Source organism: Streptomyces griseomycini (assembly GCF_014203535.1).
GTDB classification, from domain to species: domain Bacteria; phylum Actinomycetota; class Actinomycetes; order Streptomycetales; family Streptomycetaceae; genus Streptomyces; species Streptomyces griseomycini.
This window is the reverse complement of record NZ_JACHJI010000022.1, coordinates 19,795-43,114: the sequence shown is the minus strand read 5'-3', so window position 1 is coordinate 43,114 and position 23,320 is coordinate 19,795. Positions and strand designations below refer to the sequence as shown.

The window sequence follows — 23,320 nt, the reverse complement described above, 5'->3', positions numbered from 1 at the left end:
AGCCGGCCCGCCCGTCACCGCCGCGGCCCAGCCGACTGCGCGGTGCCGGAGCGCCGTGCATAGGCTGCGCGGCGATGCCGAAGAACGACGCCTCCCCCGACCGCCGTCTCCGTTCCGTCGACCTGGCCCGGCTGGCCGGGATCTCGACGCAGCAGATCCGCAACTACGAGGAGAGCGGTGTCCTGCCGCCCGCCGCGCGCACCCCGTCCGGCTACCGCGTCTTCGGCGAGGTGCACCGGCAGGCGCTGCTGGCCTACCGGGCGCTGCTCAAGGGGTACGGGCCGGCGACGGCGACGCCGGTGATGCGGGCCGTCCACGACGGGGACGTGCCCGGGGCCCTCGCGCTCGTCGACGCCGCGCACGCCGCGCTGCACGAGGAGCGGATCGCGTTGCGCGCCGCGGACGAGGCGCTGGAGGTGCTCGCCGGGGAGGAGCCCGGGCCGCTGCCCCGCACCGGCGGCCTGCGCATCGGCGAGGTCGCCGCGCTGCTCGGCGTGCGGACGTCCGCGCTGCGGGTGTGGGAGGCGGCCGGGCTGCTGGTGCCGTCGCGCGAACGCGGCACCGGGTACCGCGTGTTCGCCCCGTCCGACGTGCGCGACGCCCGCCTCGTCCACACCCTGCGCCGCAGCCACTACCTCTTCGACCAGATCCGTCCGGTGCTGGAGGGGCTGCGGCGGGAGGGCGGCAGCGAGGCGCTGCGCGCGGCGATCGACGCGCGGGGCAAGCGGCTCACCGCGCGCACGAGGGCGATGCTGGAGGGCGCGGGCGCCCTGCACGGCTACCTGGGCGGCCGTCCGGACCGGTTCACCGCAGCCGCGACGACGACAGGATCGACAGCAGGTGGGCCGGGACCATCACCCACGTGATCACGGCGAGCGCGCCCAGCGCCCAGCGGGTCGGCTCGATGCCGCCCGTCGCCGCGTCCGCCACCGCGGCGACGAGGAGGACCAGCGACGCCTCGATGCCGTTCGTCACGCGGTGGATCTTGAACGCGGCGGCGATCCGGCGCACCGTGGCCACGCCCTGCGAGCGCGGGCGGGTGGACTCGTCGTCGGCGACGGCCAGCCCGCGCCGGGCGCGGGCGACGTCCACCAGGTCGGTCGAGGCCTTGAGCAGGACGACGCCGAGGGCGGTGGCGACGCCGACCGACAGCCAGCCGCCGGCGCCGGACTCGGCGGCGCGGTAACCGGCGCCCGCCATGAGGGCGGCGTCCGCGAGGTACGCGCCGAGCCGGTCGACGTAGATGCCGGCCGCGCTGTTCTGGCCCTTCCAGCGGGCGACCTCGCCGTCCACGCAGTCGAAGAGCAGGAACAGCTGCATGAGGATCACGGCGAGGACGGCTCCGGTCAGGCCCGGGACCATCAGCGCGGCGCCCGAGGCCACCCCGCACACCACCATCGTCCAGGTCAGCTGGTCCGGCGTGATCGGGGTGCGGACCAGGTGGCGGGTGGTGCGCAGCGAGATCCTGCGCATGTAGAGACGGCCGGCCCAGTGTTCCCCGTTCCGGCTCTCCATCTTGGCCTGCGGCTGGCAGACCTCCCGCAGCTCCTCCAGTGCCGGAGCACCCATGACGTCCCTCCCCGCCCGACTGCCGCTCACGCGACGATGATCGGGCCAGGGTACAGAGCCGGTGCGGCGGGCCCGACGCGGGCCACGGCGGCGTAGTCCGGCCCGGACCACACGCACAGCGCCAGCACCTCGCGTCCGGGGCGGCGCGGCGGGTGTTGCGGGTGACGTTGGTGGCGATGCCGAGCAGCCAGGGGCGCAGCGAGCCGCCCTCCTCGTCGAGCCGCTCGCGCAGCCGCCACGCGTCCAGGAAGGTCAGGGAGACGACCTCCTCGGCGCTCGCCCAGTCGCCGGTGAGCCGGTACGCATGGTTGTGGACGGAGCGCGCGTACGCGTCGAAGAGGTCGCCGAAGGCGTCGTGGTCCCCCGCGCGGATGCGTCTCCGCGGATTCGTGTCCACGTCCTGTGCCTGTCCGGACGACGGAGGCCGGTTCCCGTGACCCACGTCACGGGAACCGGCCTCGGCGGTGCGGGGCTCCTCAGAAGCCGACGGACCGGAGCGCGCCCAGGCCGACGTCGGCGTAGGAGTGCTTGCCGGAGACGAAGATGTTGACGCCGTAGTAGTTGAACAGCCAGCAGCCGAAGGCGGCCAGGGCCAGGTAGGCGGCCTTGCGGCCCTTCCAGCCGGCGGTGGCGCGGGCGTGCAGGTAGCCGGCGTAGGCGACCCAGGTGATGAAGGACCAGGTCTCCTTGGGGTCCCAGCCCCAGTAGCGGCCCCAGGCGTCGCCGGCCCAGATGGCGCCCGCGATGATCGTGAACGTCCACAGCGGGAAGACGGCCGCGTTGACGCGGTAGGCGAACTTGTCCAGCGAGGCGGCGGCGGGCAGCCGCTCCAGGACGGACGTGGCGAAGGTGCCGGGCCTGCCGCCGCCCGCGAGCTTGGTCTCGTACGCGTCCTTGAAGAGGTACAGGACCGCGCCGACCGCGCCGACGTAGAACACCGCGCCGCACAGGATCGCCGTGGAGACGTGGATGTACAGCCAGTACGAGTCGAGCGCGGGGACCAGCTGGTCGCTCTCGGTGTACAGGACGGTGACGGCGAGACCGAGGTCGAGGAGGACCGTCGTGGTCAGGAACAGCCCGAGCCAGCGCACGTTCTTCTTCAGCGCCAGCAGCAGCAGGTAGACGCCGACCGCGGTGGTGGAGAAGGTGATGTTGAACTCGTACATGTTGCCCCACGGCGCCCGCTCCACGGACAGCGCGCGGGTGAGCACCCCGCCGAACGCCAGCAGGAACGCGAGCACGGTGAGGGAGACGGCGATCCGCCCGAAGAGGTCGCCCTGCTCGTCCCCGCCGTGCGCCCCGGGCCCGTCGGGCACGTCGCGCGATCCGGACGCGGCCCGCACCACGACCTTCGGCCGCTCCAGGACGGCGGTGCCGCCCGCCTTGTTGACGGTGACGGCCGGTGCCTGCTTCGCCTGCGTCTTGGGGGTGAGGGCGGCGGCGGTGCGGGCGACCTTGCTGCGGCTGCCGAAGATCCATTCGGCGATGTACGCGAAGAACGCCAGGGTGTAGACGGCCATCGCGGAGTAGATGAGCACGTTGCTCATCTCCGCCAGGCTCTCGTTGGTCGCGGCGGCGAGAGTCACTTCTCAGCCCCTTCGGCAGGTGCGGCTTGAGGGTCGGGGGAATCGGAGGTGTCCGGGGAGGCGTCGTCCGGGTCGGGGGCGCCGGGGACCCGGTCGTAGAGGACCGCGGCGAGGTCGCCGAGTTCCTCGGGGACCTTGGCGGACTCGCTGCGGCCGAGGCCGGCCATCTCGACGACCGTGACGCCGTCGGGGCCCGCGGCCGCGCGCACCCAGACGCGGCGGCGCTGGATGAACAGGGAGGCGGCCAGGCCGCCGATCGCGGCGACGGCACCGCCCAGGGCCCAGCCGCCGCCCGGCTCCTGGACGACCTGGAACTGGGCCCACTCCTTGATGTCCTTCTCGAAGGTGACCGAGCCGGCGCCGTTCGGGAGCTTCATGGTCTCGCCGGGCATGAGCAGCTTCTTGAACAGCTCGCCGTCGGCGTCCTTGAACTCCTTCATCTTGGTCTTGTCCATCTGGTACACGCTCTGCGGGATGCCCGAGTTCGCCTTCAGGTCGCCGTGGTAGGCGTTCAGCGCGAGCACCGGGTAGTCCAGCGCCGGGAACTGGGAGATCATCGTGCCGGTCGCGGAGCCGCCGAAGGTGGGCACGAAGAAGGCCTGGAAGCCGAGCTGCTCCTTCTCGCCCTCGGGGTTGCGGTAGCCGTCGAGGACCTTGACCACGCCGGAGGAGGTGACGTTGGCGTCGAGCGGCAGCAGCGGCACGGCGTCCTGGAAGACGACCTTCCCCTTGCCGTCACGGACGGTGACGACGGGCGCGTAGCCGTGGCTGGTGAGGTAGACCTTGGCGTCGCCGACCTGCAGCGGCTCGTTGACCTTGACGGTGGTCTTCTTCTCCTCGCCGTAGGCGCCCTCGCTGTAGGCGAGGTCGACCTCGTAGGTGCGCGGCGTCCCCTTGTTGGGGCCGGTGCGCTCGTACGTGCCCCTGAAGTCCTTCACGGTGAAGCTGAACGGCTCCAGGTCACCGGCGTCGAAGAGGCTGCCGGACTTGATGTCGTCGTACTGCGGGAGCGTGTTGGAGAAGCCGTCGCCCTCGACGACCAGCTTGTTGCCCTCGGACTTGAACAGCTGGCCCCAGGCGAAGGCGACCAGCATCACGATCAGCGAGAAGTGGAAGACCAGGTTGCCGACCTCGCGCAGGTAGCCCTTCTCGGCGGCGACGGCGTCCCCGACGAGGTGGGCGCGGAAGCGGCGCCGCTGCAGCAGGGCGAGGGCGGCCTCGCGGACCTGCTCGGGCGCGGCCCCGGTGCGCCAGGTGGTGTGGGCGGGCAGCCGGGTCAGCCGCCGGGGGGCGCCCGGCGGGCGGCCGCGCAGCTGGCCCACGAACTGCCAGGTGCGGGGCACGATGCAGCCGATGAGGGAGACGAACAGCAGGATGTAGATCGCCGAGAACCACACCGAGCTGTAGACGTCGAAGAGCCCGAGCTTGTCGTAGATCGGCGCGAGGACCTCGTGCTGCTCGCGGAAGTCGGCGACCTTCGTCTCGTCGATCCCGGTCTGCGGGATGAGCGAGCCGGGGATCGCGCCGAGCGACAGCAGCAGGAGCAGCAGCAGGGCGACCCGCATGGAGGTGAGCTGCCGCCAGAACCAGCGGGCCCAGCCGACGACGCCCAGGGAGGGCAGGTTCGGCGGCTCCTCCGTGGGGGCGGTGGAGAGCTGGGAGGCGGCGGCGCCGAGGTCCTGGTCCTGGTCCCGGGTGTCGGTGCCGCCGGGGGTCTCGTCGGTTGTCGTCTTGCTCATCGCGTCAGATCCCCACAGTGAAGCCGTTGGACCAGGTCTGCATCTCCGCCACGAGGCTGTCCCACGCGCCGGTCAGCAGCAGCACACCGGTCGCGATCATCATCGTGCCGCCGATGCGCATCACCCAGACGTAGTGCCGCTTGACCCAGCCGAAGGCACCGAGCGCCTTGCGGAAGGCGACGGCGGCGAGCACGAAGGGCACACCCAGTCCCAGACAGTACGCGACGGTCAGCACGGCGCCGCGTCCGGCGCTCTCCTGCTGGGCGGAGAGGGTGAGGACGGAGGCGAGGGTGGGGCCGATGCAGGGGGTCCAGCCGATGCCGAACAGGGCGCCGAGGACGGGGGCGCCGACCAGTCCGGTGGCCGGCCGCTTGTGGAAGCGGAACTCGCGCTGGGTGAGCCAGGGCATCAGGCCCATGAAGAAGACGCCCATGAGGACCATGAAGACGCCGAGCACCTTGGACAGGACGCCCGACTGTTCCTGCAGCGTCTGCCCGAAGTAGCCGAAGAAGGCGCCGCCGGAGACGAACACGACGGTGAAGCCGAGCACGAACAGCGAGGCGCCGGCGACCATCCGGCCGCGCCGGGCCTCGGCCAGGTCGGTGCCGGAGACGCCGGTGACGTAGGAGAGGTAGCCGGGGACCAGCGGCAGCACGCAGGGCGAGAAGAAGGAGACGAGCCCGCCGAGCAGGGCGATGGGCAGGGCGACCAGCAGGGCGCCGTTGAGCACGGTGTCGTTGTAGCCCGTGCCGGCGGCGAGCGTGTGCAGGGCCGTCACGTCACTTCTCCGCGACGACCGGCTCGAGCATCTTCAGCAGCCGTTCCTCGCTGAGCGCGGACAGCGAGCGGGCGGCGATCCTCCCGTCCCGGTCCAGGACCAGGGTGGAGGGGATCGCCTGCGGGGTGAGCGTGCCCTTCTCGAAGCGGAGCATCAGCTTGCCCGTCGGGTCGTACAGGCTCGGGTAGTCGATGCCGAACTCCTCCTCGAACGCGAGGGCGGAGCGGGTGTTGGTGTCCCGGGTGTTGATGCCGACGAACTGCACGCCCTGGTCGGCGTACTCCTTCGACACCTTCGCGAAGTGCTCGGCCTCCGCGCGGCACGGGTTGCACCAGGAGCCCCAGACGTTGAGGACGACGACCTTGCCCCGGTAGTCGGCGACGTCGAGCTGCTCGCCCTCGAGCGTCTCGCCGGACAGGTCGGGCGCGGCGGCGCGCTCGCCCTTGGCGACCGTGGAGATGCCGTCGGTGCCGGTGACGAAGTTGGTGTCGCCGCCCCCGCCGGTCGTGCCGCCGGAGCCGCACGCGGAGACGAGCAGTGCGGCCGCGGCGGCGCCGGCGGCCAGGACGGCGCGGCGACGGACGCGGAGGGCGCGGGTGGTGCGGTTCGAGCGCTGGGGGGCGCGGCTGGCGGCACTCATGTGAAAAGTTTCGCATGCCCGTTCTGGGGATCTTGCGCACCCCCCGTGCGGGCGGAAACCCGCATATCAGGCGGCGTCGCGGGCGCCCTTCCCGGCGGTGGCGCCGGTGTCCTTCGTGAAGGCCTTCCAGCCACCGGCCGGTTCCTCGCCGACGTCCAGTGTGCGCAGCCTGTCCAGCACCTCCGGCTTCTGCACGTCCAGCCAGTCGACGAACTGCCGGAAGGAGACCAGGCGCACGTCGCCGCCCTTCTCCTTCTCGCGCGCGATGTGCTTGAGCGCCTCCTCCACGGCGTCCATGTAGATGCCGCCGTTCCACTGCTCGAAGTGGTTGCCGACGAAGAAGGGCGCCCGGTTCGTCTCGTACGCCCGCCTGAATCCCGATATGTACGCCTGGGTCGCCTGCTCCCGCCAGCGCGGGTGGTTGTGGGCGGGTGCGTTGGTCGAGTTGAGCGACTGGTTGGCGAGGATGTTGTAGTCCATCGACAGGACCTCGAAAGAGCGCCCGGGGAAAGGTATCTGCTGGAGCGGAAGGTCCCATATGCCCTGTTTCTTCACCGGCCAGACCTGACGCCCGCCCGGCGAGGAGGCGTCGTAGCGCCAGCCGAGCGCGCGGGCGGTCGGGAGCAGGCCGTCCTGGCCGAGCAGACAGGGCGTACGGCCGCCGACGAGTTCCTTGTCGTAGTCGAAGGGCAGCGGCTCCAGGTCGGTCCAGCCGGAGTTGGTCCGCCACTCCTTCACGAACGACTTCGCCTGCTCGATCTCGCTGCGCCACTGCCGCGGCGTCCAGTTGCCGACGCTGCCGGAGCCGGCGCAGAAGTGGCCGTTGAAGTGGGTGCCGATCTCGTGCCCCTCGAGCCAGGCCCGGCGCAGGTTCTTCAGGGTGTCCCTGATGTGGTCGTCGGTGAGGTAGCCGATGTCGGAGGCGCCGCGCGGGTTGTTCGGCGGGTCGTAGAGCCGCTTCTTCGACTCGGGCAGCAGGTACAGGCCCGAGAGGAAGAAGGTCATGTGCGCGCCGTGCTCCCCGGCGAGGTCCAGGAAGCGCGGGAAGAGCCCGTTGCCGACCTCTCCGGCCCCGTCCCAGGAGAAGACGACGAACTGCGGGGGCTCCTGACCCGGCTCCAGCGGCACCGGGCGGGCGGGCTGGTGGGGCTGCTCGCCGGTGTAGGAGGTGGAGCCGTCACCGATCGGGCGGGCCGTCCGCGTCGGCTCGGGCCGCGGCTCCCCGGACCGGCCGCCGCCCCCTCCGGGACGGGAACCGCCGGCGCGGGTCGCGCCGTCCGAGTCTGTGCGGCCGCCGCAGCCGGCCAGCGAGACGGCGGCCGCGGCACCCGCGCCGAGCCCGAGCATTCCCCTGCGGGAGAGAGTGCGCATGGCATCCCCGTTCGTCACGTCCTCTGGTGGTCACTCATTCAGAGGACGTGGCGGAGGGGGAGGTTCCCGCCGATTGCGGAGGTTTCGCAACGAAGCCCCGCGGCACCGCTCCCCGCCGGGACCCGCGGCCGTCAGCCGGGACCCGCGGCCGTCACCGCCGGCCGGGGCCCACGGCCGTCACGCCCCGAAGGCCTTGCCCTTCCCCTTCACCGGCTTGGCGCCGGCGAGCAGGTGGGCGGGGACGAGGTCGCGGGCCGGCTCGCTGTAGCCGACGGAGACGATCCGGTCGCCCCGGTAGGTGAAGGTGGTCAGCGAGGCGAGCGTGCACTGCCGCCGGCGCGGGTCGTGCCACAGCCGCCGCCGCTCGACGTAGGACCGCACGATCCAGATCGGCAGCTGGTGGCTGACCAGCACCGCCTCGTGGCCGCGCGCCGCGTCCTTGGCCGCGTTCAGCGCGCCCATCATGCGGACGACCTGGTCGACGTACGGCTCGCCCCAGGACGGCTTGAACGGGTTGACGACGTGCTTCCAGTTGGCCGGACGGCGCAGCGCGCCGTCACCGATGCCGAAGGTCTTGCCCTGGAAGACGTTCTCCGCCTCGATCAGCCGCTCGTCGGTGGCGATGTCCAGGCCCTGCGCCTTGGCGATGGGCTCGGCCGTCTCCTGCGCCCGCTCCAGCGGGGAGGCGACGACGTACGTGATGTCGCGGGGGGCGAGGTGGTCGGCGACCCGGTCGGCCATGCGCCGGCCCAGCTCGGAGAGGTGGTAGCCGGCCAGCCGGCCGTAGAGGACGCCGTCCGGGTTCTCGACCTCGCCGTGCCGCATGAGGTGGACGACGGTGACGTCGTCGTCCTTCTTCGGGGTGCTCACGCCGTCGCCTCCCCCGTCGCCTCGGCCGCCGCGCGGGCCGCCGCCGGCAGGGCGTCGGCGATCCGCTGCACGGCCCGCTCGTCGTGCGCGGTGGACACGAACCAGGACTCGAAGGAGGACGGCGGCAGGTAGACGCCGCCGGCGAGGAGGGAGTGGAAGAAGGCGGTGAAGCGGAACGACTCCTGCGCCTTGGCGTCCTCGTAGTCGCGCACCGGGCGGTCGGTGAAGAAGACGGAGAACATGTTGGAGGCGTTCTGCAGCGTGTGCGCCACGCCCTCCTTGGTCAGCGCCTCGGTGACGAGGGACTGGATCTGCGCGGAGACGGCGTTCACCTTCTCGTACGCGGCGTCGTCGAGCAGCCGCAGCTGGGCGAGGCCCGCGGCGGTGGCGACCGGGTTCCCGGAGAGGGTGCCGGCCTGGTAGACGGGCCCGGCGGGGGCGAGGTGCGCCATGACGTCGGCCCGCCCGCCGAAGGCCGCGGCCGGGAAGCCGCCGCCCATCACCTTGCCGAAGGTCATGAGGTCGGGGCGGACGCCGTCGACGCCGTACCAGCCGGCGCGGCTGGTGCGGAACCCCGTCATCACCTCGTCGGAGATGTACAGCGCGCCGTTCGCGGCGCACGCGTCCTTCAGCCCCTGGTTGAACCCGGGCAGCGGCGGCACGACGCCCATGTTGCCCGGCGACGCCTCGGTGATCACGCAGGCGATCTCGCCGGGGTGCGCGGCGAAGGCGGCGTGCACGGCGTCGAGGTCGTTGTACGGCAGCACGATGGTGTCGCCGGCCTGGGCGCCGGTGACACCGGGGGTGTCGGGCAGCGCGAACGTGGCGACACCGGAGCCCGCGGAGGCGAGCAGCGAGTCGACGTGGCCGTGGTAGCAGCCGGCGAACTTGATCACCTTGGTGCGCTGCGTGAAGCCGCGCGCCAGCCGGATCGCCGACATGGTGGCCTCGGTCCCGCTGGACACGAGCCGCACCTGCTCCAGCGGCTCGATCCGGGCGACCATCTCCTCGGCGAGCGCGACCTCGCCCTCACCGGGCGTGCCGAAGGACGTACCGCGCGCGACGGCCTCCTGCACGGCGGCGATCACCTCGGGGTGCGCGTGCCCGAGGATCATCGGCCCCCAGGAGCACACCAGGTCGACGTACTCCCGCCCGTCGGCGTCGGTCAGGTACGGCCCGCTGCCCGACACCATGAACCGGGGCGTACCGCCGACGGCGCGGAAGGCGCGCACCGGGGAGTTCACACCACCGGGCGTGACGGCCGCGGCACGATCGAACAGCGCCTGTGAGGCCGGTGCTTCGTATGGATATGCCAGTTCGCTCATGACCTGCGACTTCTCCGACCTTCTCCGACTTCTCGGGTTTCCCGGACTCCGGGTGCGAGTGACGTGTTCAGGGTAGGCCAGCGCCGGGCGGGACGGCCGGGGTGCCGGGTCGGCCGGTACCGGCGCCCGGTACCCGGTATCCGGCCCCCGATCCGCCATGATCTGCGAGACTGGCGTCTGATACACACAGCTCACACGGCCCGGGACGGCCGGAGGCTGCCATGTTCCCGCGGGCAGATGTTTCACCGCACGTTTCGGCGGGCGGCCGTGGGGGAGGTCACTGACACGATGATCGGGTTGCGCGGCGGGGGCCGCGCGCCTTAGAAAAGCAGTCGGGTGGAGATATGCATCGCGGTGGCGGACTGGGCGAGGGGACCGACGACCTGGGTCCTCGACGTGCCCGGCGGGGAAGGCACCGGCGCGAGGCGGAGACCCCGGGGAACGACGCGGGAAACACGGACGAGGCGCGTCAGGCACACGGTGTACCGAGCGAGCTCGAGCGGATCGACCGGCGGATCGACGGACGGACGGGTCCGCTGAGGGCGGGGAGCAGGAATGGTGGTCGGGTGGGGGTGACGTACAAGTACTTCGGTGCGCCGGACGGCGCCACCGCGGCCCGTGTCCCGATCTCGATGCGTCCCGAGGAACTCGGCGGCGACGAACTCGGCATGAACGGCATGTTCACCAAGATCAAGCCGGAGACCATGGCCGCCATGGTCCTCACCGGCATCGAGGGCGTCCCCCTGCACAAGGTCCCGCCCCTGGAGCTGGTCGTCCTGCACCCCGACTACGCGGTCGTGAAGCTCCCCATGACGGTCGTCGACCCCCTGCGCGGCATCGGCGAGGAAGCGGTGGGCGCGGCGGCGTTCATCTGGTCGACGGTCCCGGACCGGGGCGGCCCGCGGGACGCGTTCAACGTGTACCAGCTGCTGCACGAGTGGCAGGACTTCTCGCACCGGCTGCACGAGGCGGGGCATCAGGCCTATTGCCTGGTGTGGCCCTGAGCCGGGGTTTCGTGAGGGTCGGGCGGGGTCTTCGGGCCCCGCCCTTCTCCGTGCCGGAGAGGGGCCGTCAGGCGGCCGGGGCACGTCGAGGGCACATGGGTCTCGCTGGGGGCGGTGATGCGCCCTGCGCCTCTCCTGCGCCCTGCGCCTCTCCTGCGCCCTGCGGCTCCGCCCCCGTGAAGGCGTCGTTGATCGCCTCGCGGGTGCGGGTCTCGCTGGACGGCAGAAGGCGCGTGTACGTCCGGGCCCGGCTCCCTCATACCGGTCGAGTTCGAACAGCAATCGATCATTTCACGCACGCTGTCACTCGTCGCATGAAACCCGGTGTCCATTCCCAGGGATCGATCTCAGCATGACGACGTCCCCGCCCTGGGAACAGGTGCCGTGGCGGGCGGGGACGTTCGCGACCCACGGGTCGGTCAGATCGTGTAGAGGTTGAACTCCTCCCACGATCCGGAGACGTCGGCCGAGCGGGCGCGCAGGGCGTACTGGAGCGTGCCGGTGTAGTTGTTCTCCATGGCGACGAACAGGCCGTTCAGCTCGGACTGGATGGCGAAGCGGTCCAGCGTCTCGTTGTAATAGAGGACGAACCGCTCCCAGCCGGCCGCGCTCGTGGAACGGGCACGCAGCAGGTTCTGCGAGGCGCCGGTGTAGTTCTTCTCGACGGCCACGTAGAGGCCGTTGGCGTGGGACTTCATGGCGAAGGTGCTCTCCTCCCCGATCCATTCGAAGGTGAAGCCCTCCCAGGAGCCGCCGTAGACGTCGGAACGGGCGCGCAGGGCGCCGGTGTTCGGGGCGGCGTACGTCTTCTCGGTGGAGACGAACTTGTTGTTCTTGGCCGATTCCACGGCCAGCGCGGTGGGCTCCGGGGCGGCGGCCGCGCGCGCGGTCTGCGCGTCGCCCGACTCCTCGGTTATCCGCGCCAGTTCGGCGGCGCCGTCGATCTTCTCCCAGCCGGCCGGCACCGCGGCCGGGGCGACCTGCGGGGCGGCCCCCACGGCGGGCGCGCCCAGCGCCGAGGTCGCCGCCAGGGCGCTGAGAGACAGAAGGACAGTGGTCATGCGTCGCATAGTTGATTCCCCACCACTCGTGAAAAAGGACGTGGCGCGGCGGCCATCGCTCCCGCCCGCCGCTCCCGCCCATGACAACCGCCGCCAATCCCCTCCCCGGGGCGGCGGCTACGTCAGAGTAACGGGCGTGACACAAATGACGACAGGGATGAATGAGTTCACACCCAGGGCCTTTTGAGGAAAACATGCGGCATTCCCTATTCCTCAATCCCCCGTTAACGCGCATAAAATGCGGTGTTCTCGGTCGCATCCGGAACCGAGCTGTGCGGTGTTCGGGTCCTTCCGGCGTTCCCCTCGACGGAGCTGGTGCAGCTGCACGTCCGCCCCGCGTCCCGCCGTCTCGACGCGGGTGATCCGCGCGAACCGCACCGGCTCGCACTTCGGGACCGGGACGGAGCCGGGGCGCCGCGGGAACACCGTGCCGGCGATGAGCGGGACGTCGCCGGGCGCAATGAGCGCCATGCCGTGCATCCGGTTCCACGCGCTGCCCCACCGGGGTTCTCGTCAGTTCCGTGGGTGTGGCGGATGCGTCGGTGGGAGCCCGCCGTCGTGTCTCTCAAGCTGTCGTGTGCTGTCTCCGGGTCTGTCGTCCCCCCTTTGCCACGGCCGCGGTTGGCGGTGGCACGGCGTGTGCGGGCAGCCGAGTTGTTCGGGCAGGGACGCTCGAATGCCGGGACCGCACGAATGCCGGAGGTCAGTGACGGGAGCGTGCGGCGGTGGAAACGGGTGGGGGGAGGAGGGGCACTCGTGCCCTGCGACGACGCCCGGCCACCGGTCGCCCGTCCAAGCCGGACGACGTCCGGGTCGAGCAGGTGCGGACCGCACCGGAGCAGGGCGCCCTCTGGTGAACCGGTCCGCCAGGGCACGTCCAGGGCACGTGAGCTGGGAAACGGCGTTGCCCCGTGAGAACCACCGAGAGAAGTATCCGCAGGTCAACGCACACTTCGCCGAAAATCCCCAGGTCATCGCCCCCTCGCGTTCACCCGCTGCACGAGGGGCAGGACTTCGGCCACCGGCTGCACGGGGCGGGGCATCAGCCGTACTGCCCGGTGTGGCCCTGAGCCGGGGTTCCGGCGGTGGCGGGCGGGGTCTTCGGGCCTCGCCCTTTTCCGTGGGGCCGAGGCGACCACGGGTGAGGAACGCCGGGACGCCTTCCGCCGCCCGGTGCGGTTGCCGGCCGTGCACGGGACCGCCGAGGAGGAGGTCGTCCCCCCCTTCGCCCGGACGGGTCTCCCCGGCGGCGGGCAGGTCGTGAGGGACCGGCCCGCCGGGGAGAGGGCGGCCGGGTGAACACCGGCCGCCCCGGACGAGACGGACACCGGCGGCCCGGAGTTCCTGCCGTGACTGCGGGCGCTGCGCGCGGACGTGCGGGAGCACGCCCGCGCGGAGGGCTCCACGGGTTCACCCGCATCCGCCGCAGCACCCACGTCACCGGTCTCGCCGCGATGACCGAGGCCGCCGAGGCCGTGGGCGGGGGCCGGCTCCGCGTCCCGGACCGGCCCGGGACGCGGAGCCGACGTCCCGGGCCGGTTGTTTGTCCCCCGCCCCCGGGGGGACCCACCGCCCATGAGCAAGAAGCCAGGTCGCCGCCGTATGGGCCAGAACCGGATGCTGTGGCTGCTCGACGCCCTGGAGCGTGATCCCAGGGCGGACGCGGCGACCGACGTACTGACCAGGAGGGTCCGGGCCCTCCCGCTCGGCCGTGCACGGGACGCGTTGCACGGCCGGTGGCTCGGCCATCCCGTGCACCCCCTGATGGTGCAGGTGCCGATCGGCAGCTGGATGTCCGCCGCCGTGCTCGACCTGTGGCCCGGCCGTTCCCGGGGGGCGGGCCTCCTGGTGGGCGTCGGACTGGCCGCGGCCGGCCCCGCCGCGCTGGCGGGCGCGGTCGACTGGGCCGAACTGCGCCGTCAGCAGAAACGGGTGGGGCTGGTGCACGCCGTGGCCAACACGGCGGCCGTGGGACTGTACGGCGCCTCGCTCGTCTGCCGCCTCACCGGACGGGCCGGAGCGGGCCGCGCGTACGGCTTCCTCGGGCTGACGGCGGTCGGCCTCGGAGGCATGCTGGGCGGCCACCTGGCGTACCGGCAGGCTTCCGGCGCCAACCACGCCGAGGAAGTACCGCACGTCGTCGGCGAAGGCTGGCACCGGATCGGCACCGTGGACGAGTTCCCCGCCGGCCGGCCCGTGCGGCGCACCGTGGACGACGTGCCGGTCCTGGTGGTGCGCGAGACCGGCGGGACCTTCCACGCACTGGCCGATCGGTGCAGTCATCTGGCGGGCCCGCTGTCCGAGGGCACGATCGCCGACGGGTGCGTCCAGTGCCCCTGGCACGGCAGCGTCTTCCGGCTCTCGGACGGCTGGAACGTCCGCGGCCCCGCCACCGCACCCCAGCCCGCCTTCGACACCCGCGTCGTCGACGGACACGTGGAGATCAGGCTGCGCCGTGAGGACGGGACGGAGACACCGGCCGAGCGCGGAGCGGACGAGGCGCGGACGCGGGCGGAAGGAGACGCAGGCCATGGGCGAGACATCTGACGGCCGTTTCGCGGAGCGTCTGAGGCGACGGTGGCGACGCACCGAACGCACGTACTCGGCGGAGGAGGACCGCCCGCTGCGCGGCTACCTGACGGCCATGGCGGCTTTCGGCGTGTACACGGCGGGGTGGGCGACGGTGGTCAGGATGCGCGGCCGTCCCGTGCCGGACCGGCCCGTGCCCTGGGACGTGGCACTGACCGCGGTGGCCACCTTCCGGCTGAGCCGGCTGCTGAGCAAAGCGTCGGTGACCAGCCCGCTGAGGGCCCCCTTCACCACGTTCCAGGGCCCGCAGGGGCCGGCCGAGCTGCACGAGGAGGCGCGGTCCGGGGGCGCCAAGGACACGGTCGGCGAGCTGGTGACGTGCCCGTTCTGCATGAGCGTCTGGGTGGTCTCGACCCTCACCGCCGGACAGCTGCTCTGGCCGCGTGCCACCCGCACCGCCATGGGGGCGCTCACCGCGCTGGCCGGCGCGGACGCCCTGCAGCTGACGTACAGCGCGCTGGTGGCCAGGACGACCGGCGAGTGACCACTTCTCACACGCCCGACCGCCCCCGGGGCAGAGGTCCTACGTCGGGGTGACGGCCGGGGCGCATCGCGGCGTGGCGTTGCCCGGGGCCGGGCCCCGAGCGGGCGGCCAGGGCGTCGGCGACGGCGCCGGTGGCGAAGGCGTACACCGCCTTGTGCAGCAGGTCGACGACGAGTTCACGGCGCGGCCAGGTCTGGGGCGGGGCGCCGACGCCGGTGGCGTTCTCCAGGATCTGGTCGCTGGTGATGCGGACGACGGCGAACTTCCCCGACGACCAGGGCCCGCGCAGCCCGGCGTGCGACATCACCGACCGCAGGATCCCGAGGAGGGCGCCCTGCCCCACGTGCATGGCCAGGTTCACCGGCACGGGCTGACGGCCGGAGTACTCCCGCATGCCGGTCAGACGTTCCAAGGTGCGGGCGGGGACGTGGGAGTCGGGCCGGCCGGTCACCCGTTGCTCCACCTTCTCGCCCAGCGTCATCGCCAGCACCCCGGTCGTACCGGCCAGCAGTCCCTGCCACAGCGCGCGCTTCATCATGCGGCGGCGAGTACCCAAGGCTCCCCGGCCTACCTGCTCCCCGGCCTCGCCCGGCCGTCACCGTCCTGTCCGGGAGGCCGCGGAAGCCGGCGCCGGACGGCGGCCGCCGGACACCGACGCCGAGGGCACCCGCGGGCGGGGGCGGGCCGTCCGTGCCCCGGCGTACGGGAGGGCTCCGCGTACTCGTGGCCCCGCCTTGTCCCGACCGTCACCGTTTCATGCGGGTGACCACGGAAACCCGGCGCCCGACGGGACACCGGAAGCGGAGGGCGTGCGATGAAGAAGCTGTGGTGGGCTGTTCCGGTCGCGGTCGTCGGGGCGGTGGCCGTGCGGCGGGCCCGGCCGGCGCACCGGGCCGACGAGCGGGCGGGCGACCGCTGGCTCACCGTGACGGTCAACCGGCCGCCCACGGACGTGGGGTCGGAGGGGAAGCTGCCACCGCCCCTGGACGACCTGGCGGAACGGATCGACGTGCAGATCCGGCCGGCGCCGGGCGACCACGGCACGGAACTGGCCGCACGGTTCAAGGAGCCCGTGCCCGCCGCGTCCACCTCCGTGCCCGCGCGTCTGGCCGGGCAGGACCCCCGTCAGGAACTGCGGCGCGCGTTGCGCGACGCGAAGTCCCTGCTGGAGGCGGGCGAGGTGCTGCGGCCCGACGCGCCGCCCACGACCCGCCCCACACCGGGCGGCAAGCTGGTCGAGGTGTTCACCCGTCGCTCCGGCGGGGAGGGAGTGCTGTGAAGGCACTGTGCTGGGAAGGCGTGAACAAGCTGTCCGTCGAGCAGGTCCCCGATCCGGAGCTGCGCAACGACCAGGACGTCATCGTGCGGCTGATCGCGGGCACCACCTGCGGCTCCGACCTGCACCTCATCGGCGGCTACATCCCGGCGATGCGCGCCGGTGACGTGATCGGCCACGAGTTCGTCGGCGAGGTCGTGGAGACCGGGTCCGCCGTGCGCAGGCACAAGGTCGGCGACCGGGTCGTCGTCTGCTCGTTCATCGGCTGCGGGCGGTGCTGGTACTGCGCCAACGACCTGTGGTCCCTGTGCGACAACACCAACACCAATCCCGGCATCGGCCAGGCCCTCCTCGGTTACGAGACCGCCGGCATCTTCGGCTACTCGCACGCCATGGGCGGTCTGCGCGGCAGCCACGCCGAGTACGTGCGCGTCCCCTTCGCCGACTACGGCGCCTTCAAGATCCCCGAGGGCATCGACGACACCAGCGCCCTGTTCCTCTCGGACTCCGTGCCCACCGGGTGGATGGGCGCCGATCTGGCCGGGGTGAAGCCCGGTGACGTGGTCGCCGTCTGGGGCTGCGGCGCGGTGGGGCAGATGGCCGCCCGCGCGGCGGTCCTGAAGGGTGCCGAGCGGGTCATCTCCATCGACCGCATCCCCGAGCGGCTGGACATGACCGAGCGGTACGTCGGCGCGGAGACCATCGACTACACGACCACCGACGTCGCCGCGGAACTGCGCGAGCGCACCGGCGGACGCGGCCCGGACGTGTGCATCGAGGCCGTCGGCATGGAGGCGCACAGCGACGGCCCGATGCACCTGTACGACCAGGCCAAGCAGCAGCTCCGCCTCCAGACCGACCGGCCCACCGCCGTGCGCCAGGCCATCCACGCCTGCCGCAAGGCCGGCACCGTCTTCATCCTCGGGGTCTTCGCGGGCGCCGTCGACAAGTTCCCGCTCGGCGCGGTGATCAACAAAGGGCTCACCGTGCGCGGCGCCCAGATGCACGGACAGCGCTACGTCCCGATGCTCCTGGAGCGACTGGCCGCCGGCGAGATCCAGACGGCCCACCTGGCGACCCACACCCTCTCACTCGACCAGGCCCCCACGGCGTACGACCTGTTCAAGCACAAGTCCGACGGCTGCGTACGCGCCGTCATCCGCCCCGACCACCGAGGCACCGCGTGATCGTTCGGTGGGCCGCTCACCGGAGTGCCGAACGTCTGGCCCGGTGGCGCTCGGCACCGGCCCTGCACCCGCACGGGGTGCTGTGCTCGGGCACGCTCGCCGTCGCCGACCGCACGGACGCGGGATGGGGCGTGCCGTGGCTGGACCGGCCCGGCTCCTACCGCGTCACGGTGCGCTGGTCACGCGCGCTCGGCCTGCCCCGACGGCTGCCGGACGCCCTGGGCCTGGCCGTCCGGGTCGAGGACGCCGACGGCCCCGGCACCGCGCTCGACCTGCTGTTCACGTCCAGTGGCTCCGGCCGCTTCGGCCGCCACCTGCCCCTGCCGCGGCCTGACGCACTGGCCGGGCCGTACTCCTCCCTGCTGTCCTACCGGGTGGGCGACCGCGAGCGCGTGCTGGCGGCCTTCCCGGTCCACGCCCCCGGCGCACGCCGGGGCGACGCGCGGCCGGCGCTGTGGCAGGAGCTCGCCCGCCGGCCCGTGCGCTTCGAGCTGCGCGCAGCAGCCGCCGACGAGCCCTGGCGCACCTTCGCCTCACTGTCCCTGGAGGCAGTGCGCACCGCTCCGCCCACCAGCACCGTGTCCTTCGACCCCTACGCGCACGACCTGCCCGGCCTGCGCCCCACCGGGCGGCTGCGTCGGCTCCGCGACGCCGCGTACGCCGGTTCCCGCCGCGGACGGACCGGCGACGAGCACGACGCGTGACGGTGGGTCCTCCGGCGGCGGGTGCCGGCTGTCGGCGGAGGACCGGGCTGCCGGACTCGGCGGCAGGGACGGCGGAACTCCCCCGGACGTCAGTCGTGCCCCGGACGTCAGTCGTGCCCCGGACGGCGGGAGGCACGGACCACGAGGAAGACCACGCCTGCGGCGCCGAGGAAGCGCGGCGGGCGACGGGGCCGCGCGGGAACGCCGCGGTGGTCGCCCCGGTCGGCCGGCCGGTCGCGCGGGTGATCCGGGGGTCGAGGACGGGGAAGGTGCAGGGGACGAGGCCCCGGCTCACGATCCGTGCGGGGCGGAGGGCGGCAGGCGGGGTCACGGTCCCCCCTCCGCGGGCACCCGCCCCGGTGCGCGGATCGAGCCGTACACCGCGCGGGTCCCCGCCGAGGCGGGCGCCGATCCGGCCGGGGCGTTCCCCGAGCCGCCGTCCGACGCGGTCGTGAGGGCCGCCGGCACCGTCGTCACCACGGAGTGCGGCGACGCCTGCCCGGCCGCGCCCGGCCGTCGCCACCCGGACCGCTCCGTGGCCGACCCCGACAGCTCCCCGGCCGCAGTCGTCCGCCGGATCCGGGACGGGACCGACACCCGCACCACCGACCTGCTCGCCGGCCCGCCGGGCACCCGGACCACCGCACCACCCGCCGCTCACCTCGTGAAGGAAGAACGCATGCCCTCCGCTCCGCTCGCCTCCGTGCTGTTCGTCTGCGTCCACAACGCCGGCCGCTCCCAGATGGCCGCCGGGTTCCTCCAGCACCTCGCGGGCGACCGCGTCGAGGTCCGCTCCGCCGGGTCCCTCCCCGGCGACCGGGTCAACCCCGCCGCCGTCGAGGCCATGGGGGAGGTCGGCATCGACATCTCCGAGGCCCGGCCGAAGGTCCTGACCACCGAGGCCGTCCAGGCGTCCGACTACGTCATCACCATGGGCTGCGGGGACGCCTGCCCGGTCTTCCCCGGCAGGACGTACCTCGACTGGGCCCTGGAGGACCCCGCGGGCAAGGGCGTCGGGGCCGTCCGGCCGATCCGCGACGAGATCAGGACCCGCGTCGAGGCCCTCGTCGCCGAGATCGACGCGAAGCAGGGGGCGTGACCGGTCTGACACGCCCGGAGGGCCGGGGCGGAGACCGGCGAGCACGCGGACGGCGGCCCCCTACGATGGGCGCATGACCAGGAGCACCCGACCGAGCGGCCGTCCGGCCGGGCGGTTGCTCGTGCTGCTGGTGATGGCGGTCCTGACCGGTGTGCTCGGCATGCACGGCCTGGCTCCCGGGGTGGTGCCCGCGGCGCACGCGGACACCGGCCACGAGACGGCGGCGGCCGGGGCGGTCGGTGCGCCGCACGCGGACAGGGCGTGCGCGCACACGGACGGCGGCGGGCCGGGGCACCTCGAGCACGCCGACGGCACGTGTGCGGCGGCCGGGACCGGTTCGGCCTACACGCCGCCCGCGCTGTCCGGCACCGTGCCGGACACGCCCCCGGCCTCCGCGCCCGCCGCGACGGCCACGGGGACCCCTCACGAGGGGCGGGCCCCGCCCGACCTTTCCGAGCTGCAGCTCCTGCGGATATAGAGCGGCCCGCTCGGCACCCCCGCGCCCGGTGATCCCCGGTGATCCCCGATGGCGGGTGCCGTGCTTCCGCACGCCCTCACATCCGCTCGAACCGCGCGCCGCGAACGGCGCGCGTGAAGGAGTTGCACCACCATGATGCGCAAGCGTTCCCTCGTCCGCCGTAGCGCCGCCGTCGCCGCCGCCGGTGCGGCGGCGCTCGTCCTGGCCGCCTGCGGCGGTGACGGCGACGGCAGTCCGGCCGTCGGGCACGGCGGCCACGACGCCGCCGCCTCCCCGTCCGCTTCCTCGACGGCGCCGGCGTCGCAGGAGCGGCACAACGCCGCCGACGTGGCCTTCGCGAAGGGGATGATCCCCCACCACCGCCAGGCCGTCGAGATGGCCGACCTCGCGCCCGACCGGGCCCGGTCGGCCGGGGTGCGGAAGCTCGCCGCGGACATCAGGAAGGCCCAGGGTCCGGAGATCGAGACGCTGTCCGGCTGGCTGACCTCGTGGGGTGAGGAGGTGCCCGCCGAGGGCGCCGTGGACCACTCCGGGCACGGCACGGGCGACATGGGCGGCATGATGACGGACGAGGAGATGAGCGAGCTCGGGAAGGCCTCGGGCGAGGCGTTCGACACCGCCTTCATGGAGCTGATGATCAAGCACCACGAAGGCGCGGTCGAGATGGCGAGGACCGAGCAGGCCGACGGCGCCTTCGGTCCGGCCAGGAAGATGGCCGGGGAGATCATCGCCTCGCAGGGCGCGGAGATCGAGCAGATGAACGAGCTGCTCGGCAGGGGCTGACCGCAGCGCGCCGGCCCGGGGCGGGCACCTCGGGTGCCCGCCCCGGGCCTTCCGGGGGAACGGTTCAGTTCGCGGCCTTGAAGCCCCGCAGGCGCAGGCTGTTGCCGACGACGAAGACCGAGGAGAACGCCATCGCGGCTCCGGCGATCATCGGGTTGAGCAGCCCGGCCGCGGCGAGCGGGAGGGCGGCCACGTTGTAGGCGAAGGCCCAGAACAGGTTGGACCTGATGGTGCCGAGGGTCTTGCGGGCCAGCCGGATGGCGTCGGCGGCGGCCCGCAGGTCACCGCGGACGAGGGTGAGGTCGCCGGCCTCGATGGCGGCGTCGGTGCCGGTGCCCATGGCCAGGCCGAGGTCGGCCCGGGCGAGCGCGGCGGCGTCGTTGACGCCGTCGCCGATCATCGCCACCGAACGGCCCTCGTCCTGCAGCCGCCTGACGACGTCGACCTTGTCCTGCGGCATGACCTCGGCGATCACCTCGTCGATGCCGACCTCGGCGGCCACCGCCTCGGCGACGGCCTTGTTGTCCCCGGTGAGGAGGATCGGGGTCAGTCCCAGGGCGCGCAGCCGGGTGACGGCTTCGGCGCTGGTGTCCTTGACCGCGTCGGCGACCTCGAGGACCGCCCTCGCCTCGCCGTCCCAGGCGACCGCGATCGCGGTGCGCCCGGCGGCCTCGGCCTCGGTCTTGGCGCGCGCCAGGCCGTTCGGCAGGTCCATGGCCCACTCGGCGAGCAGCTTGGTCCGGCCCACCAGGACCGCGTGCCCCTCGACGACGCCCTGGACCCCCAGGCCGGGGACGTTGGCGAAGTCCTCCGGGGCGGGCAGGGTACCGACGCGTTCCTCCGCGCCGGCGGCGACCGCCCGGGCGATCGGGTGCTCGGAGGCGTGCTCCAGCGCGCCGGCGAGGCGCAGCACCTCGTCCTCGTCCGTCCCTTCGGTGGTGTGCACGGCCAGCAGGGTCATGCGTCCGGTGGTGACGGTGCCGGTCTTGTCCAGGACGACGGTGTCGACGCGGCGGGTGGACTCCAGGACCTCCGGGCCCTTGATGAGGATGCCGAGCTGGGCGCCGCGTCCGGTGCCGACCATCAGCGCGGTCGGGGTGGCCAGACCCAGGGCGCAGGGGCAGGCGATGATCAGGACCGCGACGGCGGCGGTGAAGGCGGCCGTCAGCCCGGCGCCGTTGCCGAGCCAGAAGCCCAGGGTGCCCAGCGCGAGCGCGATGACGACGGGGACGAAGACGGCGGAGATCTTGTCGGCGAGCCGCTGGGCGGCGGCCTTGCCGTTCTGCGCGTCCTCGACCAGCTTCGCCATCCGCGCGAGCTGAGTGTCGGCGCCGACCCGGGTGGCCTCGACGACCAGACGGCCGCCCGCGTTGACCGTGGCGCCGGTGACCGCGTCCCCGACACCGACCTCGACCGGGACGGACTCGCCGGTGAGCATCGACGCGTCGACGGCGGAGGCGCCCTCGACGACGGTGCCGTCGGTGGCGATCTTCTCCCCCGGCCGCACCAGGAAACGGTCGCCGGCCTTCAGCTCGCCGACCGCGATCCGCTCCTCACGGCCGTCCCGCAGCACGGTGACGTCCTTCGCGCCCAGCTCCAGCAGCGCCCGCAGGGCGGCGCCGGCCTTGCGCTTGGAACGCGCCTCGAAGTAGCGGCCGGCCAGGATGAACGCCGTGACGCCCGCGGCGGCCTCCAGGTAGATGTTCCCGGCGCCGTCGCTGCGGGCGATGGTCAGCTCGAAGGGGTGCGTCATGCCGGGCGTGCCCGCGGTGCCGAAGAACAGCGCCCACAGCGACCACAGGAACGCCGCCGACGTACCGACCGAGATCAGCGTGTCCATGGTGGCCGCGCCGTGCCGCGCGTTGGTGAACGCCGCCCGGTGGAAGGGCCACGCGGCGTACGTGACGACCGGGGCCGCCAGGGTCAGCGACAGCCACTGCCAGTACTCGAACTGCAGTGCAGGGACCATCGCCGTCGCGATGACCGGGACGGCCAGCACCACGGCGGTGACCAGCCGCTGCCTGAGCGGCCTCAGCTCGTCGGCCTCCCCGGCGGCGTCCGGGTCCCCCGGGCCTCCCGGGCCGGACGCGGGTTCGGCCCGGACCGGCTCGGGCTCGCGGGCGGTGTACCCGGTCGCCTCGACCGTGGCGATCAGGTCCGGGACGGACACGTCCCCGGTGTAGCTGACCTTGGCCTTCTCCGTCGCGTAGTTGACGGTGGCGGTGACCCCGTCCATCCGGTTGAGCTTCTTCTCGATCCGGGCGGCGCACGAGGCGCAGGTCATGCCGCCGATGGCGAGTTCGACCTCTGCGGTGTCGGGGACCGTGGTAGCCATCACTGCTCCTCGGGCTGGGGGTGCGGGAAGAGGGGAGGGGCCGGGCCCGGGGGCGGGCCCGGCGGACGGGCGGGGGTCTCAGGCCGCGCGGCCCGTGAGCTCGTAGCCGGCGTCGTCGACGACCTTGGCCAGCAGCGCGTCGTCGGGCTCGTCCGCGGTGGTGACGGTGACCTGGCCCGCGTCGAGGTCGACGTCGACCGCCAGGACGCCGTCCAGGGCGCCGATCTCCTCGGTGAGCGTGGCCTTGCAGTGCCCGCAGGTCATCCCGGAGACGTCGTAGACGGTGGTGACGCCCGTGGTGACCTCGACCGTGGCGGTGCCGGTGGAGCAGCTGCCGTCGGGGGTGCAGCAGGACATGGGTTTCCTCCTGGACAGAGTGATCGCGATGTACCCCCGGGGGGTACTGCTGACACCCCCATGTATACCCCCTAGGGGTATCGTT

At 73.0% G+C, this 23,320-nt stretch carries 22 protein-coding genes and 2 pseudogenes; 10 read left to right on the top strand and 14 right to left on the bottom strand.

All coding sequences use genetic code 11. The annotated features are described in order from the left end of the window. Window positions 1-74 precede the first annotated feature (74 nt). Window positions 75-866, top strand: coding sequence for a MerR family transcriptional regulator (locus tag FHS37_RS35360; protein WP_184828879.1), 792 nt, complete (start codon window positions 75-77; stop codon window positions 864-866). Here FHS37_RS35360 and FHS37_RS35355 read toward each other — a convergent pair. The 9 genes and pseudogenes from FHS37_RS35355 to hemL all read right to left on the bottom strand — a co-directional run bounded on the left by FHS37_RS35355 (window position 805) and on the right by hemL (window position 9,878). After that, window positions 805-1,569, bottom strand: coding sequence for a CDP-alcohol phosphatidyltransferase family protein (locus FHS37_RS35355; protein ID WP_184828877.1), 765 nt, complete (start codon window positions 1,567-1,569; stop codon window positions 805-807). The two genes, FHS37_RS35360 and FHS37_RS35355, sit on opposite strands and share 62 nt — an antisense overlap. Before the next feature lie 139 nt (window positions 1,570-1,708). Then, a pseudogene (locus tag FHS37_RS35350) lies at window positions 1,709-1,966 on the bottom strand (RNA polymerase sigma factor); the annotation flags it as partial. Window positions 1,967-2,045: 79 nt separating this feature from the next. Then, a complete protein-coding gene (gene ccsB / locus FHS37_RS35345) occupies window positions 2,046-3,155 on the bottom strand; it encodes a c-type cytochrome biogenesis protein CcsB (protein WP_184828875.1) in 1,110 nt (369 codons plus the stop codon). Then, entirely contained in the window at window positions 3,152-4,894 is a 1,743-nt protein-coding gene (gene resB / locus FHS37_RS35340; RefSeq protein ID WP_184828873.1) for a cytochrome c biogenesis protein ResB, read from the bottom strand. Before resB ends, ccsB begins: the two co-directional genes overlap by 4 nt. Window positions 4,895-4,898: 4 nt before the next feature. Continuing rightward, the gene (locus FHS37_RS35335; protein ID WP_184828872.1) at window positions 4,899-5,672 is read right to left on the bottom strand and encodes a cytochrome c biogenesis CcdA family protein; all 774 of its coding nucleotides are present in this window, start codon (window positions 5,670-5,672) and stop codon (window positions 4,899-4,901) included. A 1-nt stretch (window position 5,673) separates the two neighbouring features. Continuing rightward, the gene (locus tag FHS37_RS35330; RefSeq protein WP_184828870.1) at window positions 5,674-6,312 is read right to left on the bottom strand and encodes a TlpA family protein disulfide reductase; all 639 of its coding nucleotides are present in this window, start codon (window positions 6,310-6,312) and stop codon (window positions 5,674-5,676) included. Between the two features lie 66 nt (window positions 6,313-6,378). Continuing rightward, window positions 6,379-7,659, bottom strand: coding sequence for a polysaccharide deacetylase family protein (locus FHS37_RS35325; protein ID WP_184828936.1), 1,281 nt, complete (start codon window positions 7,657-7,659; stop codon window positions 6,379-6,381). 201 nt (window positions 7,660-7,860) lie between these two features. Next, complete coding sequence (locus tag FHS37_RS35320; RefSeq protein ID WP_221500707.1) at window positions 7,861-8,508, bottom strand: histidine phosphatase family protein; 648 nt, start codon at window positions 8,506-8,508, stop codon at window positions 7,861-7,863. 41 nt (window positions 8,509-8,549) lie between these two features. Continuing rightward, entirely contained in the window at window positions 8,550-9,878 is a 1,329-nt protein-coding gene (gene hemL / locus FHS37_RS35315; RefSeq protein ID WP_184828866.1) for a glutamate-1-semialdehyde 2,1-aminomutase, read from the bottom strand. A 566-nt stretch (window positions 9,879-10,444) separates the two neighbouring features. Here hemL and FHS37_RS35310 point away from each other — a divergent pair. Next, window positions 10,445-10,882, top strand: a complete 438-nt coding sequence (locus FHS37_RS35310) for a hypothetical protein (protein WP_003992141.1) — start codon at window positions 10,445-10,447, stop codon at window positions 10,880-10,882. Window positions 10,883-10,949: 67 nt separating this feature from the next. Here FHS37_RS35310 and FHS37_RS41410 read toward each other — a convergent pair. Beyond that, window positions 10,950-11,138 (bottom strand): annotated as a pseudogene (locus tag FHS37_RS41410) (site-specific integrase); the annotation flags it as partial. A gap of 163 nt (window positions 11,139-11,301) precedes the next feature. Further along, entirely contained in the window at window positions 11,302-11,943 is a 642-nt protein-coding gene (locus tag FHS37_RS35305) for a fascin domain-containing protein (RefSeq protein ID WP_184828864.1), read from the bottom strand. A 1,602-nt stretch (window positions 11,944-13,545) separates the two neighbouring features. Here FHS37_RS35305 and FHS37_RS35300 point away from each other — a divergent pair. Both FHS37_RS35300 and FHS37_RS35295 read left to right on the top strand, forming a co-directional pair. Continuing rightward, on the top strand, window positions 13,546-14,490 hold the full coding sequence (locus FHS37_RS35300) for a Rieske (2Fe-2S) protein (RefSeq protein ID WP_184828934.1): 945 nt from the start codon (window positions 13,546-13,548) through the stop codon (window positions 14,488-14,490). After that, entirely contained in the window at window positions 14,474-15,016 is a 543-nt protein-coding gene (locus FHS37_RS35295; protein WP_184828862.1) for a DUF1360 domain-containing protein, read from the top strand. The genes FHS37_RS35300 and FHS37_RS35295 overlap by 17 nt, the downstream gene beginning before the upstream one ends. Before the next feature lie 7 nt (window positions 15,017-15,023). Here the strand turns inward: FHS37_RS35295 and FHS37_RS35290 are convergent, their stop codons facing one another. After that, window positions 15,024-15,554 (bottom strand): hypothetical protein, encoded by a 531-nt coding sequence (locus tag FHS37_RS35290; RefSeq protein WP_184828860.1) that lies wholly within the window; start codon window positions 15,552-15,554, stop codon window positions 15,024-15,026. 276 nt (window positions 15,555-15,830) lie between these two features. On the opposite strand from FHS37_RS35290, the gene FHS37_RS35285 reads away from it, so the two are divergent. From FHS37_RS35285 to FHS37_RS35260, 6 genes are all read left to right on the top strand, one after another. Next, a complete protein-coding gene (locus FHS37_RS35285) occupies window positions 15,831-16,295 on the top strand; it encodes a hypothetical protein (protein ID WP_184828858.1) in 465 nt (154 codons plus the stop codon). Beyond that, entirely contained in the window at window positions 16,292-17,479 is a 1,188-nt protein-coding gene (locus tag FHS37_RS35280; protein WP_184828856.1) for a zinc-dependent alcohol dehydrogenase, read from the top strand. Before FHS37_RS35285 ends, FHS37_RS35280 begins: the two co-directional genes overlap by 4 nt. Beyond that, window positions 17,476-18,183, top strand: coding sequence for a catalase family protein (locus FHS37_RS35275; RefSeq protein WP_184828854.1), 708 nt, complete (start codon window positions 17,476-17,478; stop codon window positions 18,181-18,183). The genes FHS37_RS35280 and FHS37_RS35275 overlap by 4 nt, the downstream gene beginning before the upstream one ends. Window positions 18,184-18,862: 679 nt before the next feature. Then, entirely contained in the window at window positions 18,863-19,282 is a 420-nt protein-coding gene (locus tag FHS37_RS35270; RefSeq protein ID WP_184828932.1) for an arsenate reductase ArsC, read from the top strand. A gap of 73 nt (window positions 19,283-19,355) precedes the next feature. Continuing rightward, window positions 19,356-19,760 carry a DUF6153 family protein gene (locus FHS37_RS35265; RefSeq protein ID WP_184828851.1) on the top strand — a complete coding sequence of 135 codons (405 nt, stop codon included), beginning with the start codon at window positions 19,356-19,358 and terminating at the stop codon, window positions 19,758-19,760. A 132-nt stretch (window positions 19,761-19,892) separates the two neighbouring features. After that, complete coding sequence (locus FHS37_RS35260; RefSeq protein WP_184828849.1) at window positions 19,893-20,543, top strand: DUF305 domain-containing protein; 651 nt, start codon at window positions 19,893-19,895, stop codon at window positions 20,541-20,543. 64 nt (window positions 20,544-20,607) lie between these two features. On the opposite strand, the gene FHS37_RS35255 is transcribed toward FHS37_RS35260, so the two are convergent. Further along, window positions 20,608-22,878, bottom strand: coding sequence for a heavy metal translocating P-type ATPase (locus FHS37_RS35255; RefSeq protein ID WP_184828847.1), 2,271 nt, complete (start codon window positions 22,876-22,878; stop codon window positions 20,608-20,610). Between the two features lie 78 nt (window positions 22,879-22,956). After that, entirely contained in the window at window positions 22,957-23,235 is a 279-nt protein-coding gene (locus FHS37_RS35250; protein ID WP_184828845.1) for a heavy-metal-associated domain-containing protein, read from the bottom strand. Window positions 23,236-23,320: the final 85 nt, after the last annotated feature.

Bases quoted from the DNA above. Each gene is read 5' to 3' on its own strand.
- hemL (WP_184828866.1), bottom strand. From the start codon at position 9,878: ATGAGCGAACTGGCATATCCATACGAAGCACCGGCCTCACAGGCGCTG.
- FHS37_RS35320 (WP_221500707.1), bottom strand. From the start codon at position 8,508: ATGCGGCACGGCGAGGTCGAGAACCCGGACGGCGTCCTCTACGGCCGG.
- FHS37_RS35295 (WP_184828862.1), top strand. From the start codon at position 14,474: ATGGGCGAGACATCTGACGGCCGTTTCGCGGAGCGTCTGAGGCGACGG.
- resB (WP_184828873.1), bottom strand. From the start codon at position 4,894: ATGAGCAAGACGACAACCGACGAGACCCCCGGCGGCACCGACACCCGG.
- FHS37_RS35360 (WP_184828879.1), top strand. From the start codon at position 75: ATGCCGAAGAACGACGCCTCCCCCGACCGCCGTCTCCGTTCCGTCGAC.
- FHS37_RS35355 (WP_184828877.1), bottom strand. From the start codon at position 1,569: ATGGGTGCTCCGGCACTGGAGGAGCTGCGGGAGGTCTGCCAGCCGCAG.
- FHS37_RS35300 (WP_184828934.1), top strand. From the start codon at position 13,546: ATGGGCCAGAACCGGATGCTGTGGCTGCTCGACGCCCTGGAGCGTGAT.
- FHS37_RS35325 (WP_184828936.1), bottom strand. From the start codon at position 7,659: ATGCTCGGGCTCGGCGCGGGTGCCGCGGCCGCCGTCTCGCTGGCCGGC.
- FHS37_RS35250 (WP_184828845.1), bottom strand. From the start codon at position 23,235: ATGTCCTGCTGCACCCCCGACGGCAGCTGCTCCACCGGCACCGCCACG.
- FHS37_RS35305 (WP_184828864.1), bottom strand. From the start codon at position 11,943: ATGACCACTGTCCTTCTGTCTCTCAGCGCCCTGGCGGCGACCTCGGCG.
- FHS37_RS35265 (WP_184828851.1), top strand. From the start codon at position 19,356: ATGACCAGGAGCACCCGACCGAGCGGCCGTCCGGCCGGGCGGTTGCTC.
- FHS37_RS35255 (WP_184828847.1), bottom strand. From the start codon at position 22,878: ATGGCTACCACGGTCCCCGACACCGCAGAGGTCGAACTCGCCATCGGC.
- FHS37_RS35330 (WP_184828870.1), bottom strand. From the start codon at position 6,312: ATGAGTGCCGCCAGCCGCGCCCCCCAGCGCTCGAACCGCACCACCCGC.
- FHS37_RS35260 (WP_184828849.1), top strand. From the start codon at position 19,893: ATGATGCGCAAGCGTTCCCTCGTCCGCCGTAGCGCCGCCGTCGCCGCC.
- FHS37_RS35285 (WP_184828858.1), top strand. From the start codon at position 15,831: ATGAAGAAGCTGTGGTGGGCTGTTCCGGTCGCGGTCGTCGGGGCGGTG.
- FHS37_RS35290 (WP_184828860.1), bottom strand. From the start codon at position 15,554: ATGATGAAGCGCGCGCTGTGGCAGGGACTGCTGGCCGGTACGACCGGG.
- FHS37_RS35270 (WP_184828932.1), top strand. From the start codon at position 18,863: ATGCCCTCCGCTCCGCTCGCCTCCGTGCTGTTCGTCTGCGTCCACAAC.